We start from the raw sequence: 18,000 nt of genomic DNA, 5'->3' as shown, positions 1-18,000 counted from the left end.
ATTCATGAATTAATGTTGTCGCATGTGAAGCTTTTTTGTGGAATAAATTATCCAACAAACCATAAAAGTTCCACTACTATAAAGGTAATAAAGCACATGTGAAAAAATGGCCAACAGTAAAAACTTAAAACCCCTTAATTTGAAAAAAAATCGGTATAATTGACTGTTCAGTAATAAGATATTCATGGTAGTTAAGACAAAGGCGAAATACAGGGCTGCCGCAGAAGGGAGTAGGTTGTATCCCAGATTACTGCGGGATGCGATACCAGATAAGGTAACAACCATGCCTGCTGTAATGATAAAGACAATCCGTATCATGACATTCCGATGCCAACTTCTGGTTTTTATGTTCGGTATTTTCACATAGAAGATAACAAAATTGATGAGGAGAAATAAAATAAGAATGAAAAACTTTAGATGATAATAAAATGAAGTATTGGGAATACATGCAAGGAGTTTCTGATTAAAAAAGAAAAAAGTCAATAAGGTAAATGCAAATCCGGAAACGATGAAAAATACCAGAGGAAGTAAAAATTTTAAATGTCTTCCCTTGTGCCAAAGTTGAAGGATACGAGTGTAAGAAACAACAAAATTAGCGCCAAGAAAAAGAGCTACTCCCGATAGCTTGATATAATAATAAAAAGACCCTATGGGGATATGGGAAAAGAGTTTATATTCAAGCAAAAAGAATATTCCAAGCCCTATAAGAAGTCCGACACAAAGTGCACTCACTAAATGACTTTTTTGGAAGTTTAATCCTTTCGGCATCTCCTGCGATTGGAGGATTAAATTTGCCCAGGGAACTGCGCGGCAAAAAATATCTGTATAAAGTAAAGAATAAAAACTCCATTTCTTTAAATGTTTTACCTGGAGTTCTTTTACCAGTAAGATTTTGTAACCGCATTTCCTTATCCTAAGGCCAAGTTCTACATCTTCAATAGATGGCTTTGGATACTGCGCAGCATCGAAGCCTCCGGCTTTATGAAACACTTCTTTTCGGATTGCACCACATCCCGCCCAGAAGGTATGAGCATTATGGTAGGAAGTTTGGTGAATAAAATGATGGAAAAGGTTCTTATATTGAGAAAAGAAGTTGATAGCTGATGGTTGATTATCATATGATCCAAATAATGCTCCAATTTCGGAATTGTTTAAGAATTTGGATACAACACAGCTAAGGGAATTCAGATGTATGACTACATCTGAATCCACAAAGAAATAAATATCGCCCCTGGCATTCTGTGTACCAACATTTCTCGCTGCTCCAGGTCCCGATTGTTTATTCATACGGACAACCCGGACTCCTGCCTGCCGGGCTATCTGCGGACTCTCGTCTGTAGAGGCATCATCGACAACAATTATCTCGTAGTGAGGATAATCTGAAGATTTGATAGCATCCAAACACCTGGAAAGAAATTGACTACAATTATACGCTGGAATTATGATGGAGACGAGGGGGTTTTTGTGCAACGTTAAATCTAAACTCCATTATAGTATAGAGAATCTACCCTCCCGTACAACTCTATGAATATTATTGATGTAAATCACAAATCGGTAAATCTGCCGGATTTTATAGAAAATTATATGCCAAAATATCAGAGAAGTAAGAAAAATAGTTAAATTGTATTCTGATAACGGATATCCATGTAATTTTAACCAAAAATGTATACGAAATATGTGCCGTGTCACATAAGTGAATACCACAGAGATGTGACACGGCACACAGGAATGAGGGTAATGAATACTACGAACGGAAAGAGTTATGGGCAAGACTTGAATGGCAAATCCTTTGCGGCCTTTTTTAAACAAACTTCGATTGATATGAGAAGGATTTAAAGGGTATATTTGTTCTCATGAATATTTCTAATACTAGAGACCTTATAAGATCCGGGATAATAAAGCGCCTCACTTTGATGTTTACCGGAAATATCTTTGCCGCAGGCCTGGGATTCTTAGCAGTGCTCATAATCTCAAGAGAATTGAGTGTAAGTGATTTTGGGCTTTTCAACATGGCAATATCAGTCATACTCATCTCTTCCCGCTTGTCAACTCTTGGCATGGATACTACCATGATAAAATTTGCCTCTTCATATTTAATCCTCAAAAAAAAGGCCGAAGTTAATTACGTGCTGAGAACAATTTTTCTTGTAAGGATCATAATAAGTTCTATCCTTGCTCTTGTAGTGTTCATTGCATCTGAAATAGTATCAACAAAAGTCTTTTACCATCCAGGTTTAACTTCACTTCTTAAATTAGCAGCTTTTGGCGGCTTAACTTTTTCTCTGTTAAATTATTTAAAATCCGTACTTCATACATATCAATTATTCAGAAAATCCGTTATCCTGCAGATTTTTATTGATTTGGGTAAGCTATTTACCGTGATAGTTTTAATATGGTATTTAAAAATGAGCGTTTTTATTGCTGTTGCAATTTTTGCTTTCATTCCTGTATTAGGCATCTTTCTTGGGTTTAAAAATATCTGTCCTGTATTCTTTTCAGAAAAAAAACCTATACAGAATCTCTTCAAACAACTTTTTTCTTATAGTAAATGGATGTTTGTAAGCAATACGTGTAATCTTATACTTCCGTATGTTGGTATCTTTATGATCTCAAGGATGTTGAGTAGCGAGGCTGCGGGTATCTATGGGTTGGCAGTTAATCTTACCTACATCTTTCCAATAATTATTTATTCTTTACACTCCGTACTGTTGCCGAAAGTATCCAGGTTTCGGGAAATAGCACAATTTGAAAAATATATAAGAGATGCTTTAAAGGTTTCACTTTATATGGGGATAATAATTGTCCCCTTCTTATTTTTCTCCCATGCTGTTATACAATTCTTTTTTGGTTCTCGATATCTCGGCGCCGTTCCCGTTTTTAACTGGTTTTTGTTAAGTTACACTATCCTCACCGTTAATACTACTCTCCATGTAGCACTATACTCTATGAGTAAGCCTTACATAATAGCTATAGCCGATGTGGTGAATTTGATGGTAATGATCATCGGGTGTTATATCCTCATACCCCTTTTTCATGCTGTGGCCCCAGCCCTCCTTATGTTGATTATCCATGCAAGCAATTTGGGTTTTTTTTCTCTGTATATTTTAAAGAACATACGTACGGGGACCATTCTATTTCACAATACACATTATTAAATTATATCAGAATGAATCATTATCAGTTTCTTAATCTTTCGCATAGCTAACGCATTCCCCGAGAGACCAGGAAATAAGGCCTAAAGTAAACAAAGGTAAAACCTTTAAAAAAGACAAAAGGTAAATCCTGTTTTTGAAATTGATAAACCCTATTTTGAAGAAAAGCTTCAGGGTAATAAGGGGAGAGAAAATTACATACAGAAACCTTCTCGATCGGGAAAATCTTTGACTTGTGATGCGTACCCGAGCAAAAGATTGACCATGATGATATTCATGGAGTAAAAATTTACTCAAGTTATCGATATTATGATGAAAAATAAGGATAGAGGGTACAAATCGCAAGCGATACCCTTTTTGCTCTAATCGCCAATGATATTCAGTATCAGAGCAATACGTTCCTTCTATAAAGGCGCCATATTTTTTAAAAACTTCTCTTTTATAAGACATATTTGCCCCGGCAATATCCCGTAACCATTTCGCATGGAGAGAAGGCATCCACTGGCTAAATTCGCAAAAGTAAGCTGCCCAGCCAACATAGCTTGCAGGATTTCCATTTGCAATAGCGCCCCCTATGGCCACATGAGCGGACTGATGGGCTTTAATAATCTCATTGACCCAGTTGCTATCAGCTCTGCAATCCGCGTCAATAAAAGCAATAACCTCTCCTTTCGCCACAGAAATACCAAAGTTGCGTGCATCCCCGCAATATTTCCTTTCCTGAAATTTATATACATTAACCTTGGGAAACCTTTCCTTAATAAATTTAGCCGTGTTATCATCAGGAGAACTATCAACAATAATTATCTCAAAGTCTTTATCGGATACTTGATCTTCTAAAGATTTGAGACAATCTTTTATTGTCTTCTCTGAATTATAGGAAGCTATGATTACTGACAATGGATATTTCTCAGGCATACAATAGTCTTATAGCAATTGCATATTCAATATGGATAAAGTAATGTCCATTCATACTGGATGTAACCCTCAGATTTTAAAAATTGTTTTGCTGTTTTTCCTTTCTTTTTCGTTCCGTTAGCTTAACGAGCAAGCCGTATATACCTCCCCGTAAAAGAAAATAAGGTATATGAATAAAAAAGTAATAGGGAATGAAAACCAATAAATGCATTAATTTGGCATTCAGTAGCTCAAAGAGAAAAAGGTTCCTGAGGAGAAGGTAAGCCCTGCGGAAGATAAATTTATTCATTGTGGAGGCATTCTTATGCCATACCCGTGCTTCTTTCACTACTACAACCCGAAAACCTTTCTGTGCTGCTCTGACATTGAAATCTGTTTCTTCAAAATAGACCCCATATATCGTTTGGAACGATCCGATCTTTTTAAAAACTGATGTCTTTATAAGATTTGAACAGCCTAAGATAGAATCGACCTTAGCTATTTCATCGCCTTTATTCCTGAAAATATCGCGTCCACATTTCAGTTTTTTTAGTCTTCCGGTCCAAAAATTTATCTTGTAACCAATATTGTCTATCGTTTCAGGATTGCTATAGGAATATACAACCGGGGCTATAACACCTATATTCTCATCCTGTTGCCCCACCTCAATGAGTCTTTTTAAAGAATCTTTCTCGACCGCAACATCATTATTGAATACCCAGATATAATCTATTTCTCTCTCCATGCCATAAGCAATACCTTGATTTACCGCTCTTACATAGCCAAGGTTCCTCTCATTCTCTATAAGAGAAACCTCCGGATAATAAAGAGATACTGCCGCCTGAGAACCATCGTTCGATTTGTTATCGATGACCAATATTTTACAATTATCTTTTGGATAATTTAGCTTCATTATTGAGGCGAGGCATTCTAAAAGATCATCTTTACCATTCCAGTTGACAATAGCTATCAGAACCGAGGGTATATCCATAGTATAGGAAGTAGTGCCATACATAATTTTTTTTGTCATTATTGAGTTTAAGACATTTCTGAGAGGCAAAAAGAGTATGGTTATAAAATGCAATTAAATTCTCTTACATGCCGGATAACTGCCAGACCTTTGATGAAGAAAAAAATATGCCAAGATAAGCATAAGATGGGAAAAATACCTAAGTTTTATTAGCAAATCTTTATAAATTTTGCATCAAAATGCATGATACTGTAGCACAATTTATTTCATAAGTAATTTATTTGTTTAATCTTATTACACAATAGTATCTGTTATTTTCATGCATCATGAAATAAAATAAAATACCGTAATATCCATTACTTTTCTGGTGCAATGAAGAAGCAAACCATATAGGGTAACTATGAGATTATCAAAAATATGAAAAGTGCGACATGTCGCATACGTGTGATATCACAGGAGTGTGACATGGCAAAGGAGAGGAATGAAGGGGTTCGTATACTATGCGGTATAGGGGTGAGGAAGATCCAAAAGACCTTCCTCACCCCATGTTAATCTTTTCTATGCTCTGGAAGTATGGAATACGTAATTCTGTAAACCTGATACTACTAAGATTGAATACTATTTAGCCTGTTTTTGGGTTTTCTTTGATTCATTTTTACATATTGGGCATACCAGGTAATTTTCATCGCAGGTCTCACACTGTTGAATAAGCCATTCCTTTGGTTCCTTCTTACAATCAGGACATTTCATTTTCCAGTCTATGGGATGATATGCTTTTCCCTTGATAGGTCTTACCCGCTCTGTTTCACATTTGGGGCACTTACTTTCTATCGATCCGGATTCTAAACCTCCTTTAGCCTTTTCCTGTTGTGCTTTACAAATTGAGCATGCCAGGAAATCTTCACCACAGGTATCGCAATGCTGAATGATCATCTCTTCCGGTTTTTGTTTACAGTCAGGACATTTCATTTTCCACTCTACGGGATGATATGCCTTTCCCTTAATAGGTCTTGAGCGTACTAATTTGCATTTGGGACACTTGCTTTCCATTGTCGTGGCATCTAGCTCAGCAGAAGCTTTTCGACACGCGGGGCATACAAGAACGTCTTTTCCACATTTATCACAATGATGAACAGCATCTCCTGATACTTCATTTTTACATTCGGGACAAACCATGGTCTTGGGTAAAAGTAACCCTCTTTTCCCTGGGCTTAAACTCTTTTCTTTACAGGACGGGCAAATGAGAGTCTCTTCATCTGTTGTGGCTTGTTCAGTAACTACAGTTCTTCTCCCTGGTTCTTCCTCTGAGTAAACAAGATTATCCAGCCAGGTTACCAAACTAAAAAACGCAACTACAGAAGCAATTGCAATTCCTAAAACTTTTTTATTCAACATCTTTTCAACCCCCTTTCTACGCTTAAAAGTCTAAAATAGGATACAGGTACTCTACAAGATGGTAAAGCGAGAAAATAGTATTTGAAAAAAGGAAACATGAAAAGGAATAATAAAAAATTCTTATGTTTAATATGGTATCGTCTAAAATCAGATCATAACATTGCAAGTAAGAGTATATCTAATCTTTTTTATAAAAATTGTCAACAAATTTATTTTAAGTAAACTATTAATAAATACTTATTGTTTGCTTTTTATTCGTGCCCATTCGTGGCTGAAATAGTACTTTATCGGGTTATTTTCTTTTTGTTTGAATCAAATCCCGTATTTTATTCAGGGTTGTTGTTAATTCCCACCAGCCGTTTTTAAATGCAGCATAGTCAGGTCCTTCCATAGCGGATGCGTATCGTACTGAATTAGCGTAGAACAGCCATTGTCTTATCCACAGATGTTCAATTTCTTCGTCAAAAGGATTCGATGCATCTGCCAATCCTTCTTTCCATGCTTTCAAAAGTAATTGTGTAGCAGATGAAACCATCTTGTCTGTTTCAACTATTGTATCGTTCAATCTGTCAAAGTGTTTATTAGCCCAATCTGTACTGTGACAACCCTGACAAACCTTCTTCATTTCAGTTTGCCGCCGCATCTGTTCGTTCTCATCAATAAGGTACTCAGAGGCCAATTCACCGGTAAGACTCGTGGGAAGGGATTGACCTTCCTTGTTTTTGATACTATAGGTTCTGCCATCTTTGGGTTGTGGATGGGAATAGATAAGTCCGAAAATCCTTACCCACAACCTTGCGCCGAAATCATGGGTTCTTGGTACAATTACCTTGCTGTCAGGAGTAGCTATGAGGCTGTTATGGCAGGTAGCACATGTAGGAGCCTGAAAATCTTTACCAACTCTCCAGGGAACGTTATTCCAATTCCATTCATGCTGGTTTGAGGAGAAAATATTCCCATGTTTACTCTCATGGTAAATGTTAAAGGCCGGTACATCCGGTTCGATATGGCATTGGGAGCATGTGTACGGTTTTCTGGCTATCTCTATTGAGAAGCTGTGTCTTGGATGGCATGAGGTGCATGATCCGCGGCTCTCATCCGGATTAATCCTTCCGACACCCTGATTTGGCCAATTTGTAAGATCAGGGACGTATATATCACCCATGCCGGAGGATATCTTTTTCATTCCAAGAACGGTAACTCTGGTTCCATGACAGGCATAGCAACTCTCTGCTTTTGCGCTATCTGATGCATTGAGGTGAATTATTTTATCATCTTGTATCTCTTTTGTACTTACAATTGCTTCAACAAGGCTATGATACTGAGGATTCTTTTGAAGATTATCCAATGCATAGGCCTTCTTGCTAACAGAATACTGGTCGGCTTCTGCAGAATGACAAATCTTACAGTCATTGGGAGATACAATTACGTTGATTTTGAATCCGAAATGCTCAAAATTGTCCTTGTGTGCAGAAGGATTCTGACTGTGGCACTCATAACAGCCAACGGCCACTGTCTGTAAGGATTCTGGTATTATTTCGCTTGAAATCCTTCTTTCTAGTGCAGGTTTTTTAAGCGCTCTTTCCGGGGTTGTTTTTGAATGCCTGCTTCTCAGCCAGTCTTCTACTATTCCGGGGGTATAATTTTTGTGACATATTATACATACCTGAGTCTGTTCGCTTAAATCGGGTGGGGGGGAGATCGCCTTTCTTTCGTCGGAAAACGTTTTCGATGGGTATGCAAAGGTATATACAAACAGCAAGGTTAAACAAAATGCGTGAATAAATATTTGCTTTATCATAAGACATCTCCTTCTCATAAGATAATTACAAAAATGGTACTCTTTATAGTACTCTTTGCAGTTTACCCCTCATCGTCTATTTCTTCCTTATAAAACATTTTATTATTTCCATAAGAATGAATGTAAGAGAAGAAAATCCGAAGATGGCTACCCAATCTTCTAATCCTAATAAGGTTATCTTGAAGATATCATGAAAGTAAGGGATGTAGATAACAGACATCTGCATAGCTAACGAAAGCGCAATTGCCAATAACAGTTTTTTATTGGTAAAAACACCGATTCTCAAGAGCGAGTGAGTAGCATTTCTGCAGTTAAATGAGTGAAACAACTGTGAAATAACTACAACAAAGAAGGCAATCGTTCTGGCGTGTGCAATATCACCATCTAATCCGTAAGGTATTACTTTGTCGGTAAACCAATCATTATAGAATGCGAGAAGGAATGGAATGCCTCCATACAATACATAGAGATAAGCCAAAAGGGTGCTGAATGCTATAAGAAAACTCTGTAATAGGATCAATGCAAAAAATCTTTTATCCATGAATCGTTTTGCTGAGCCTCTGTCTGGCAGGTTTATGGCACGGGAACCTGCTGTATCAGCGCTTAATGCCAATGCCGGTAATATATTTGTTACCATGCTTATCCATAGTATGTGCAAGGGAAATAATGGCGCCGGGAGTTTGAGAACTAAGGCAAAGAGTATAGCCAGAATCTCGCCGGCATTGCAGGAAAGCAAGTAGTGGATAGGCTTTCGTATGGTAGCATACATACTATTTACTTCGTCAACAGCTATTTTTGCCACTTCGGCAGCTGCAACACCCACAGGTACTTCTACTCTTCTCATAAAGAGTTTTATTATTTCCATAATAATAAACGTAAGAGAGGAAAATCCAAAGATTAAAATCCAATCTCCGGGTTCCAAAGGTATTACCTTAAAAATAGTATCGAAATAAGGGATATAGATAATACTCACTTGCATGGCTAATGAAATCCCAACTGCCAGAAGAAGTTTTTTGTTGGTAAAAGGCCCGATTGCGAATAATGAACGTCTTGCGTTCCGGCAGTTAAATGATTGAAATAGTTGTGAGATAACCATGACACAGAAGGCAATCGTTCTGGCCCGCACAATATCACCGTCGAATTCGTAGGGTGCTGTTTTACCGTTAAACCAGTTATTATAGAATGTTTCGAATGCCGCATCAAATCCATACAACACATAGAGATACGCCAGGAGGGTACTGAATGTTATGAGGAAGCCTTGTAATACAATTAATTTACCAAGACTTCTGTCTATGATTTGTGCTGTTGATCTTCTGGCCTGCCTTCTCATAATATGCGGATCTACGGTATCTACACCTAATGCTAATGCCGGTAATCCATCGGTTGCAATGTTGATCCATAGTATCTGGATTGGAAATAGGGGGAGGGGGAGATTGAATAAGGAGGCGAAGAGCATGGTCAATACTTCACCGGCATTACAGGAAAGCAAGTAGTGGATAGACTTTTTAATGTTATCGTAGATACCTCTTCCTTCTTCAACAGCCGCTACAATAGATGCAAAATTATCATCGGTTATAATAATATCAGATGCCTCTTTAGTAACATCCGTACCGGTAATACCCATAGAGATACCGATACTTGCCTCTTTCACAGCAGGGGCGTCATTTACCCCATCCCCGGTCATAGCAACAACGGCGCCTTGTTTCTTCCACGCCCTTACGATCCGGATCTTATGCTCAGCAGAAACTCGTGCATACACGGCTATCTTTGGCACTTCTTTTTCTAAGGTTTCATCAGAGAGGGTATCTAATTCCATTCCATCGATAACCTTTAAGTTTTCTTTCAGAAATCCCAATTCTTCTCCGATTGCACGTGCAGTATTCCTATGGTCTCCCGTAATCATAACCGTTGTTATACATGCCCTGTGACAGGTGACAACAGCATCTTTGACTTCCGGCCGGGGAGGGTCAATCATAGCTACAAGTCCGGCAAAGATCATATCCTTTTCAATCGTATCAGGGGTTGGTTTCTCAGGCAGGTGGTCAAGTGTCTTGAATGCTATACCAAGAACGCGTAAAGCAGCCCCGGCCATCTTGTTGTTTTTATCCAGGATAACACGGATATCCTCTTCTGTTAAATTCCTTACGTTCCCCTCGACATAGATCTTTGTGCAATCCTTTACAATAACGTCCGGAGCTCCTTTGGTAAAAACAAGGAACTCAGGCGGCATACTTCTCATCGTTGACATCTTTTTCCGGTCGGAATCAAAGGGAATCTCTGATATCAGGGGAAATTTTTTTTCTAATGCTTCTTTACAAACATCTGCCTTAGCTGCAGCGCTAATAATAGCGCCCTCCGTAGGATCTCCAATGATTTTCCACGCACTATCTATTTTTTTAAGATGGGCATTATTACACAATACACCGATTTCAAGGACCTTCCTGAGTGTTTGATGATCAGTTTCTGAAAGGGGTATGCCCCGATAGGAAAAGTCTCCTATCGGGGCATACCCTGTTCCCGAAATATCAAAGGTTTTACCATTGGCAAATATCTTCCTGATGGTCATTTCATTTTGAGTGAGCGTACCTGTTTTATCTGAGCAAATGACATTAGCACAACCCAGTGTCTCCACCGAAGGTAATTTACGGATTAATACATGCCGCCTTACCATACGCTGTACCCCCAGCGCTAAAGCTATTGTTACTATGGCAGGGAGGCCTTCGGGAATAGCAGCAACGGCAAGGCTGACTGATATGAGGAATGCCTCCAGTAATGGACCTTTCCTCCATATCTCTAAAAAGAAAACGAGAGCTACAATCCCTAAACATACATACACTAACTTTCTTCCAAATACTTCAAGCTTATGCTGGAGGGGGGTTGCCTCCTTTCCTGCCCCTTGAATGAGACTTGCAATTTTACCCAATTCGGTATGCATCCCCGTTGTTACAACAATGCATTTGGCTTTCCCATTCGTTACCGAGGTGCCCATAAACACCATATTTTTTCTGTCTCCAATAGGCAAAGAGGGGTCGGGAAGAGGTTCTGCAGACTTGGTGACCGGCGTCGATTCTCCGGTGAGGGATGCTTCCTGGGCACTTAAACTATAGGAAGAGTATAATCTTCCATCGGCAGGGACATAGTCACCGGCATCCAGAAGAACGATATCCCCAGGTACAACGTCCCGTGAAGGGATAGAATGTATTTCGCCATCCCGTGTTACCCGTGAAAAAGGCGCCGATAGCTTTTGCAAGGCTGCAAGAGATTTTTCAGCACGGTATTCCTGGATAAACCCAATAATGGCATTGATAATAACGATAGCAATGATGGCTAATGCATCATCCCATTCTTTTAAAACTCCGGAAACTATGGCAGCCGCAATCAATATTAGTACAATAAAGTTATTAAATTGTCCCAAAAAAAGCATAAAAGGAGATACACCTTTTTTTTCCTCCAATTGGTTATGCCCGTATTTTTCAAGCCTATTTTTGACCTCGGCATGGCTAAGGCCTGTATCGGCGTTAGTCTCCAGTTTCCTTATTACCTCATCAGCCTGCATAGTATACCAGTGTGTGTTACCCATTATTCCTATCCTCTGGAAATAGTGAATTCTTTAAAGGTTAAAAATCTTTTTTCTATTACCGTATTTTATTATTTCCATGATGATAAATACAAGAAAAGAAAATCAAAAGGCTATAAATCTGCTTCTCATAAAAGAGTTTATACTTTTTCTCTTCGTAAAGGAGGGTCTGATTGGCGGATTGCTCATGAGACAGGCTTTGTGCAAATGCTAATCTGCTATGAGAATTTTTTATTTACATAGTCAAATTAGGTATTAAAATTGAAAAAAGAGGATTGATGATTTTTTCGTACCCAGTCTTTTTAGAGTTGTTCAAAAAACTGTTACCATTAAGAAGGGGGTGGATCCACTTCGCTTAGTTCATCATGCTTGATGTATTAGAGCTTCAATCCTGCAGGGTAACCCTTCCGGATTGCTCTCCCGTGTGCATATTCAGGCAGAGAGCAAGGCTAAAGCCTTGCCCTACCTTTTGATAAGAGATAAAAGGAACCGAGCGAAATGAATCCACCAAACTGAAACTGAATTTAGTGGTTCGTTTTAATACCCGCCACTTTTACGTTGCGGTGTGGTTTCTGTCTGTGTATAGGAGTCAGGATCTTTTTTGAATGTTTTCTTGCACTGTTCTGAACAGAAATAGTAAGTTTCTCCGTCATGCTCTTCTGACGGTGCCTTTTTTATATTGCTTACTTCCATATTACATACAGGATCTTTAGCAGCCCCGCTTTCTTCACTTTCCATCCCTGCTTTTGTTTGAATTATGTATCCATTTGACTCATAGCGGTTCTGTTTACTCTCAGCTTCATAAATCCCGTATGCCCATGTAACCGTACTCATATAAGCGCCACCGAAAACTATAACAAAAACCGGTATTAAAGTTCTTCGTAAGATAGTATTCATCGTGTAGCCTCCTCTTAAAAATTATTAAAGATTTAAATAACCTTTGCATTGTAATTGGAGAGCAAATTATATACCAACCATAAAGGTAAATTCACGTTACTACAGTATTCAACAATATGTCAAATAGAATTAGTGGATCAAATAGCATGCATTATTATTAATAAGAGTATATTCCCTGTATTCGGCTCCCTGTCTTATAGATTTTTATTTTGTACTTGTTAAGCATTATGCTACAATCTGGCACTTACTATGCTCACTTACCATTGACCATTATAAAAATTATCAAAGTGTGAAGATATCAACGATAATTCTTACGGTAACTGCGATTATAGGCGCATTTGCACTTGGAGTAGTTACTCAGGTACTCTGGCCATCAGAAAAGGTTAACGCACTCTGGCTTATTATTGCCGCCGCATGTTTCTTCATAATATCGTATCGTCTGTATGGCGCATTTCTTGCAGCAAAGGTGCTGAGTCTCGATGATAGAAGAATACCCCCTTCAAAAAGATTAAGAGACGGCAGGGACTATCACCCTACTCACAAATGGGTACTGTTTGGTCATCATTTCGCAGCAATTGCAGGGGCTGGTCCATTGATAGGTCCGGTACTTGCAGCGCAATTCGGATATCTTCCGGGTTTTTTGTGGATATTGATAGGAGCGTCACTTGGCGGCGCTGTTCATGACACGGTTATTCTTGCAGCATCGGTAAGGAGAAACGGCAAGTCACTGGCACAGATAGCCGGCGATGAGGTTGGCCCGCTTACCGGGATTACAGCAGCAATAGCAATCTTATTTATTATCATCGTTGCACTGGCAGGGCTGGGTCTTGCTGTTATCAATGCCCTCTCCCACAGCGCCTGGGGCGCATTTACCATAGCTGCAACAATACCTATAGCGCTGTTTATGGGACTGTATCTCTACAAAATCAGGTATGGAAGGATAGCAGAAGTCAGTATTATTGGTGTTATTCTTTTGGTGTTGGCTGTCTTTTTTGGCAGTTATATCCCTGGATCTGGTCTTGAGCCATATTTTAATCTGGACAAAAAACTCCTTGTCTTTCTGATGGCTCTTTATGGTTTTATTGCATCGGTTCTTCCCGTCTGGATGCTTCTCTGCCCCAGAGATTATCTTTCTACCTATATGAAAATAGGGACGGTTATACTCCTTGCGCTTGGTGTACTATTCCTGGCGCCTAATATCCATATGCCCGCCGTTACAAAATTTGTTCATGGTGGTGGTCCAGTAATACCGGGAACGCTATTCCCATTTATGTTCATAACTATTGCATGTGGGGCACTCTCTGGTTTCCATTCTCTTGTTGCGTCAGGTACTACTCCAAAAATGATTGAAAATGAGTCTGAGATAAAGATGATAGGTTTTGGCGCTATGCTTGTGGAAGGATTTATCTCGGTGATTGCTATTATTGCCGCAACGATATTGATGCCGGGAGATTATTTTGCGATTAATACTCATCTATCATTTGATGAATTGGCACGGCTGGGTTTTCCCATAAATCATATTATTGAACTTTCCGAAGACGTAGGTACCAATATTGCCGGAAGACCGGGAGGCGCAGTTTCTCTTGCAGTCGGTATGGCTTCAATATTTTCAAGCCTTCCAGGTATGAAAACCCTTATGCCGTATTGGTATAACTTTGCGCTCATGTTCGAGGCCCTTTTTATTCTTACAACCGTTGATACAGGAACCAGGGTAGCCAGGTTTATTGTCCAGGAACTGGGTAGTCATGCGTACCGTCCTCTGGGAAGAACAAACTGGATTCCCGGAACAATACTCTCAAGCTTTCTTGTAGTAGGATCATGGGGTTATCTCATCTATTCAGGGAATATATCAACCATTTGGCCGATGTTTGGCGTTGCAAATCAACTCCTTGCGGCGATTGCCTTCTGTGTGGGTACAACGATCATAATAAAGATGAATAAACTCAAATATGCCTGGACAACATTTCTGCCTATGGTATTTATGTTTGTTACCACCTTTACGGCATCTTACAAACTCTTTTTTGATTTTATTGAAAAATCAGCCTCATCGGCAATACGATCTGAAGCACTTACCTTTCGGTTTGATGCCATCCTCATTGCCGTCATGGTAACCCTTGCCATAATTACCCTCTTTGATTCGATTCATAAGTGGTATGGTTATCTATCAGGAAAAAGAAAGATGATAACAACTGAGGTTATTGAATGGATTCACCATGCAGAAACATCTTAACAGTACATGTGCCATATCATATTCTCATATGTCTCACCTTTGTGACATGTCACACGTTCACCACACCGCATTCTTATAAACCTATTGCTGTATAGCGTTTTTACCTTATAAAGAAATAATATGGAAAATTTGCTATTCATGCTATATTCAGGTATAGCCGTCCTTTCAATGCATTATTAAAAGTATTTATGATGTAACATCTTACCCCTTTAAGACCGCAATAAACGATACCGAATTTTTCTATTCTTCTGTAGTATCAAGAATTCAGGAATCTCCTATTAGCGCAATTAAATTTTGTTATTTTTCTACTCCTTCTTTACTTTGGTACATTTTTTTCTCATGTGTTTTCATAAAACGTTCATAAAAGGGATACTATGGTCTGTCCGGAGGTATTCTTTTATAAATTAATTTTACAATAAGCAAGGTCGGGAGGAAGTAAAAAGATATGAATCATAAAAAATTATTAGCAAGGTTAGCAAGCGCATATTTCATCGTAATTCTTATAAGCCTTTTCTGTAGTAATATCAATACCTCTCAGGCAGCATGGGTTAAAGGCGCTGTGGATGCTCCGAAATGGTTTTCTGAGTTTCAAAGACATTCTTCTCGGGCAATTGCAATTGACTCCTATAAACGACCTCATGTTGTTTATGGAGGGGATCACCTTTACTATGCATACCATAACGGTAATACCTGGATTTATCAGACAGTAGATGTATCACCGGGGGTAGGGCAGTATGCCTCCATAGCAATTGACGCGTCAGGCAAAGTACATATAAGCTATTACGATGCAACGTATGGTAACCTTAAATATGCTACCAATAAATCCGGCCCCTGGATAAAAACTACTGTAGACAGTACCGGCGACGTGGGGAGCCATACCTCAATAACGGTTGATTCATTAAATAAGGTGCATATCAGTTATCTTTATTTTGATTCTACTGCGGAAGAAACTAAGCTTAAATATGCCACCAATAAATCTGGCTCCTGGATAAAGACCATCCTTGGTAGCGGGGGTTGGGATAATTCCATAGCAGTTGATAAATCAGGCAAGGTACATATATGCTATCAAGAGGCTAGTGATATCCTGGAGACCAATCTTCTCAATTATGTTACCAATACATCAGGTTCATGGGAAATCGTAGCTATAGGCAACTTTGGTATGTTCTCTTCAATAGCAATTGATACGGCGGGTAAGATACATATCAGTTATTATAATGAATCTCATGGCGATCTTAGATATGCTACCAATAAATCCGGTGTATGGGCAACAGAGATCATAGATAATAGCGGGATAAGTGTAGGTATGTTTACCTCCTTAGCACTCGATACGTCCGGCAAGGCGCATATCAGCTATTACGATGGTTATCCTAATTCTAACCTTAAGTATGCTACCAATAAGTCAGGCTCATGGATAAAAACTACTATGGATAGCTACGGGGATGTTGGTTGGTTTACCTCGTTAACGCTTGATACATCAGGTAAGGCTTATATTAGCTATTACGATGATTCCAAAGGTTACTTTAAATATGCTACCAATAAGTCAGGCTCATGGGTAAAAACTATTATGGATAAGAATGGGATTGTAGGTGAATATACCTCCTTAGCGATTGACACAGCAGGCAAGATGCATATCAGTTATTATGATTGTTTTAAACGTGACCTTACCTATGCCACCAATAAATCCGGCTCATGGGTGAAAACTATCGTCGACAGTTACGGAGATGTAGGCCGGTACAACTCCATAGCGCTTGATACTGCAGGTAAAGTACACATCAGCTATTGTGATAATTCTAAAAACGACATTAAATATGCTACGAATACATCTGGCTCATGGGTAAAAACCGTTGTGGATAATACGGATGTAGGTCCATATACCTCTCTAGCAGTTGACTCATTCAGTAAGGTTCATATTAGCTACTATGATTTTAATAACGACAGTCTTAAATATGCTACCAATAAATCCGGTGCATGGGTAAAGAAAACTCTGGAGCATGGAGGAATATGGTCATCTATAGCCGTTGATACTTCAGATAAAATACACATCAGCCATTATTATTCCGGTCTTACATATACGACCAACAGATCTGGCACATGGGCAAGCACCCTTGTGGAGGGTATTACGCTTATGGGTTTCTCTACCTCTATGGCAATTGATACCTATGGTAAGACGCATATCAGTTATACCAATGGCGATCTCAAGTATGCTACCAATAAATCCGGTGCATGGGTAAAAACAACCGTTGACAGTGCTGCAGATTCAGTAGGTGATTATAACTCAATAGCAGTAGATACATCCGGCAAGGCACACATTAGTTATTATGATGAGAGTACTGATAATCTTAAATACGCTACGAATAAATATGGCAATTGGTCTAAAGCAATCGTGGACTCACATGGGTCTTTAGGATTATATACCTCCATAGCGCTGAATGCGTCAAATAAGGTATACATCAGCTACTACGATTTGAGTAATGGCGATCTCAGGTATGTTACCGATGCCTCTTCCTTATCTCCATCAGACTTGTATGTAAAAGAGACCGAAGATAGTGCAGGTGCGGAGGTTCCCGATGAGGATACTATCTCCGATACGACATCAGGTATTATGCAAGTCGGCTATCATGGGAATGTTGGCGATAAATCTAACTCCACCACCACGTATTCAATTTCCGGATATATCCTGGATGAAAACGGATTTCCAATAGAAGGTGTAAAACTGAATCTTGGAATAAGAGGACATATCGATACTACAAAATCAAATATGAATGGGTTCTTTGAGTTTAAAAATTTACGGAAAGGTATTTATCGCATTACAGCGGAAGAAAACAGTTATAAAAAATACACACGGGAGATAAAACTTCTCAGAAAAGAAGAAAAAAGTATGGTCATCAAATTGATTAAGAAAAATAAAGAGAAGTATGATATAGCTTTACAGTATTGATAATATGGATAGAGAAAGGAAAAGGACAACCACCCTCCCATCAAGAGACTGTGTCGTAATTATCAAAATTTTTTATAAAAAAGCGGACTCTCGGAGAGATAAAGAATGCGGGATGTGATAGAATATACCCCTAAAAAGGAGGT

The 18,000-nt window shown here is 38.9% G+C and carries 10 protein-coding genes; 3 read left to right on the top strand and 7 right to left on the bottom strand.

The window, feature by feature from the left end; translation table 11 throughout:
- Positions 1 to 9: 9 nt before the first annotated feature.
- Positions 10 to 1,470 (bottom strand): glycosyltransferase family 2 protein, encoded by a 1,461-nt coding sequence (locus FBQ94_RS02430; protein WP_083849283.1) that lies wholly within the window; start codon positions 1,468 to 1,470, stop codon positions 10 to 12.
- Between the two features lie 383 nt (positions 1,471 to 1,853).
- Here FBQ94_RS02430 and FBQ94_RS02425 point away from each other — a divergent pair, with 383 nt between their 5' ends.
- The gene (locus tag FBQ94_RS02425) at positions 1,854 to 3,155 is read left to right on the top strand and encodes an oligosaccharide flippase family protein (protein WP_083849284.1); all 1,302 of its coding nucleotides are present in this window, start codon (positions 1,854 to 1,856) and stop codon (positions 3,153 to 3,155) included.
- A gap of 30 nt (positions 3,156 to 3,185) precedes the next feature.
- Here the strand turns inward: FBQ94_RS02425 and FBQ94_RS02420 are convergent, their stop codons facing one another.
- The 6 genes from FBQ94_RS02420 to FBQ94_RS02395 form a co-directional block, all read right to left on the bottom strand.
- A complete protein-coding gene (locus FBQ94_RS02420) occupies positions 3,186 to 4,070 on the bottom strand; it encodes a glycosyltransferase family 2 protein (RefSeq protein ID WP_007222306.1) in 885 nt (294 codons plus the stop codon).
- A 76-nt stretch (positions 4,071 to 4,146) separates the two neighbouring features.
- Positions 4,147 to 5,079 (bottom strand): glycosyltransferase family 2 protein, encoded by a 933-nt coding sequence (locus FBQ94_RS02415; RefSeq protein ID WP_285441965.1) that lies wholly within the window; start codon positions 5,077 to 5,079, stop codon positions 4,147 to 4,149.
- Positions 5,080 to 5,637: 558 nt separating this feature from the next.
- Positions 5,638 to 6,414: a hypothetical protein gene (locus tag FBQ94_RS02410; protein WP_007222308.1), complete on the bottom strand. Its 777-nt coding sequence runs from the start codon at positions 6,412 to 6,414 to the stop codon at positions 5,638 to 5,640.
- 292 nt (positions 6,415 to 6,706) lie between these two features.
- Positions 6,707 to 8,215: a multiheme c-type cytochrome gene (locus FBQ94_RS02405; protein WP_007222309.1), complete on the bottom strand. Its 1,509-nt coding sequence runs from the start codon at positions 8,213 to 8,215 to the stop codon at positions 6,707 to 6,709.
- Positions 8,216 to 8,291: 76 nt separating this feature from the next.
- Positions 8,292 to 11,795 (bottom strand): HAD-IC family P-type ATPase, encoded by a 3,504-nt coding sequence (locus FBQ94_RS02400; protein ID WP_007222310.1) that lies wholly within the window; start codon positions 11,793 to 11,795, stop codon positions 8,292 to 8,294.
- Between the two features lie 534 nt (positions 11,796 to 12,329).
- The gene (locus FBQ94_RS02395) at positions 12,330 to 12,689 is read right to left on the bottom strand and encodes a YHS domain-containing protein (RefSeq protein WP_007222312.1); all 360 of its coding nucleotides are present in this window, start codon (positions 12,687 to 12,689) and stop codon (positions 12,330 to 12,332) included.
- A gap of 289 nt (positions 12,690 to 12,978) precedes the next feature.
- Here FBQ94_RS02395 and FBQ94_RS02390 point away from each other — a divergent pair, with 289 nt between their 5' ends.
- Together FBQ94_RS02390 and FBQ94_RS02385 are read left to right on the top strand one after the other, a co-directional pair.
- On the top strand, positions 12,979 to 14,919 hold the full coding sequence (locus FBQ94_RS02390; protein ID WP_007222313.1) for a carbon starvation CstA family protein: 1,941 nt from the start codon (positions 12,979 to 12,981) through the stop codon (positions 14,917 to 14,919).
- Positions 14,920 to 15,364: 445 nt separating this feature from the next.
- On the top strand, positions 15,365 to 17,857 hold the full coding sequence (locus tag FBQ94_RS02385; protein WP_007222314.1) for a carboxypeptidase-like regulatory domain-containing protein: 2,493 nt from the start codon (positions 15,365 to 15,367) through the stop codon (positions 17,855 to 17,857).
- Positions 17,858 to 18,000 lie beyond the last annotated feature (143 nt).

The organism is Candidatus Jettenia sp. AMX1 (assembly GCF_030263775.1).
GTDB lineage: Bacteria > Planctomycetota > Brocadiia > Brocadiales > Brocadiaceae > Jettenia > Jettenia caeni.
Note: the sequence above shows the minus strand (reverse complement) of the source record. Positions and strands in the feature narration are given on the sequence as shown.

Excerpts from the sequence above, each read along its gene's own strand:
- FBQ94_RS02420 (WP_007222306.1), bottom strand. The coding sequence starts at position 4,070 with ATGCCTGAGAAATATCCATTGTCAGTAATCATAGCTTCCTATAATTCA.
- FBQ94_RS02415 (WP_285441965.1), bottom strand. The coding sequence starts at position 5,079 with ATGACAAAAAAAATTATGTATGGCACTACTTCCTATACTATGGATATA.
- FBQ94_RS02385 (WP_007222314.1), top strand. The coding sequence starts at position 15,365 with ATGAATCATAAAAAATTATTAGCAAGGTTAGCAAGCGCATATTTCATC.
- FBQ94_RS02395 (WP_007222312.1), bottom strand. The coding sequence starts at position 12,689 with ATGAATACTATCTTACGAAGAACTTTAATACCGGTTTTTGTTATAGTT.
- FBQ94_RS02400 (WP_007222310.1), bottom strand. The coding sequence starts at position 11,795 with ATGGGTAACACACACTGGTATACTATGCAGGCTGATGAGGTAATAAGG.
- FBQ94_RS02425 (WP_083849284.1), top strand. The coding sequence starts at position 1,854 with ATGAATATTTCTAATACTAGAGACCTTATAAGATCCGGGATAATAAAG.
- FBQ94_RS02410 (WP_007222308.1), bottom strand. The coding sequence starts at position 6,414 with ATGTTGAATAAAAAAGTTTTAGGAATTGCAATTGCTTCTGTAGTTGCG.
- FBQ94_RS02405 (WP_007222309.1), bottom strand. The coding sequence starts at position 8,215 with ATGATAAAGCAAATATTTATTCACGCATTTTGTTTAACCTTGCTGTTT.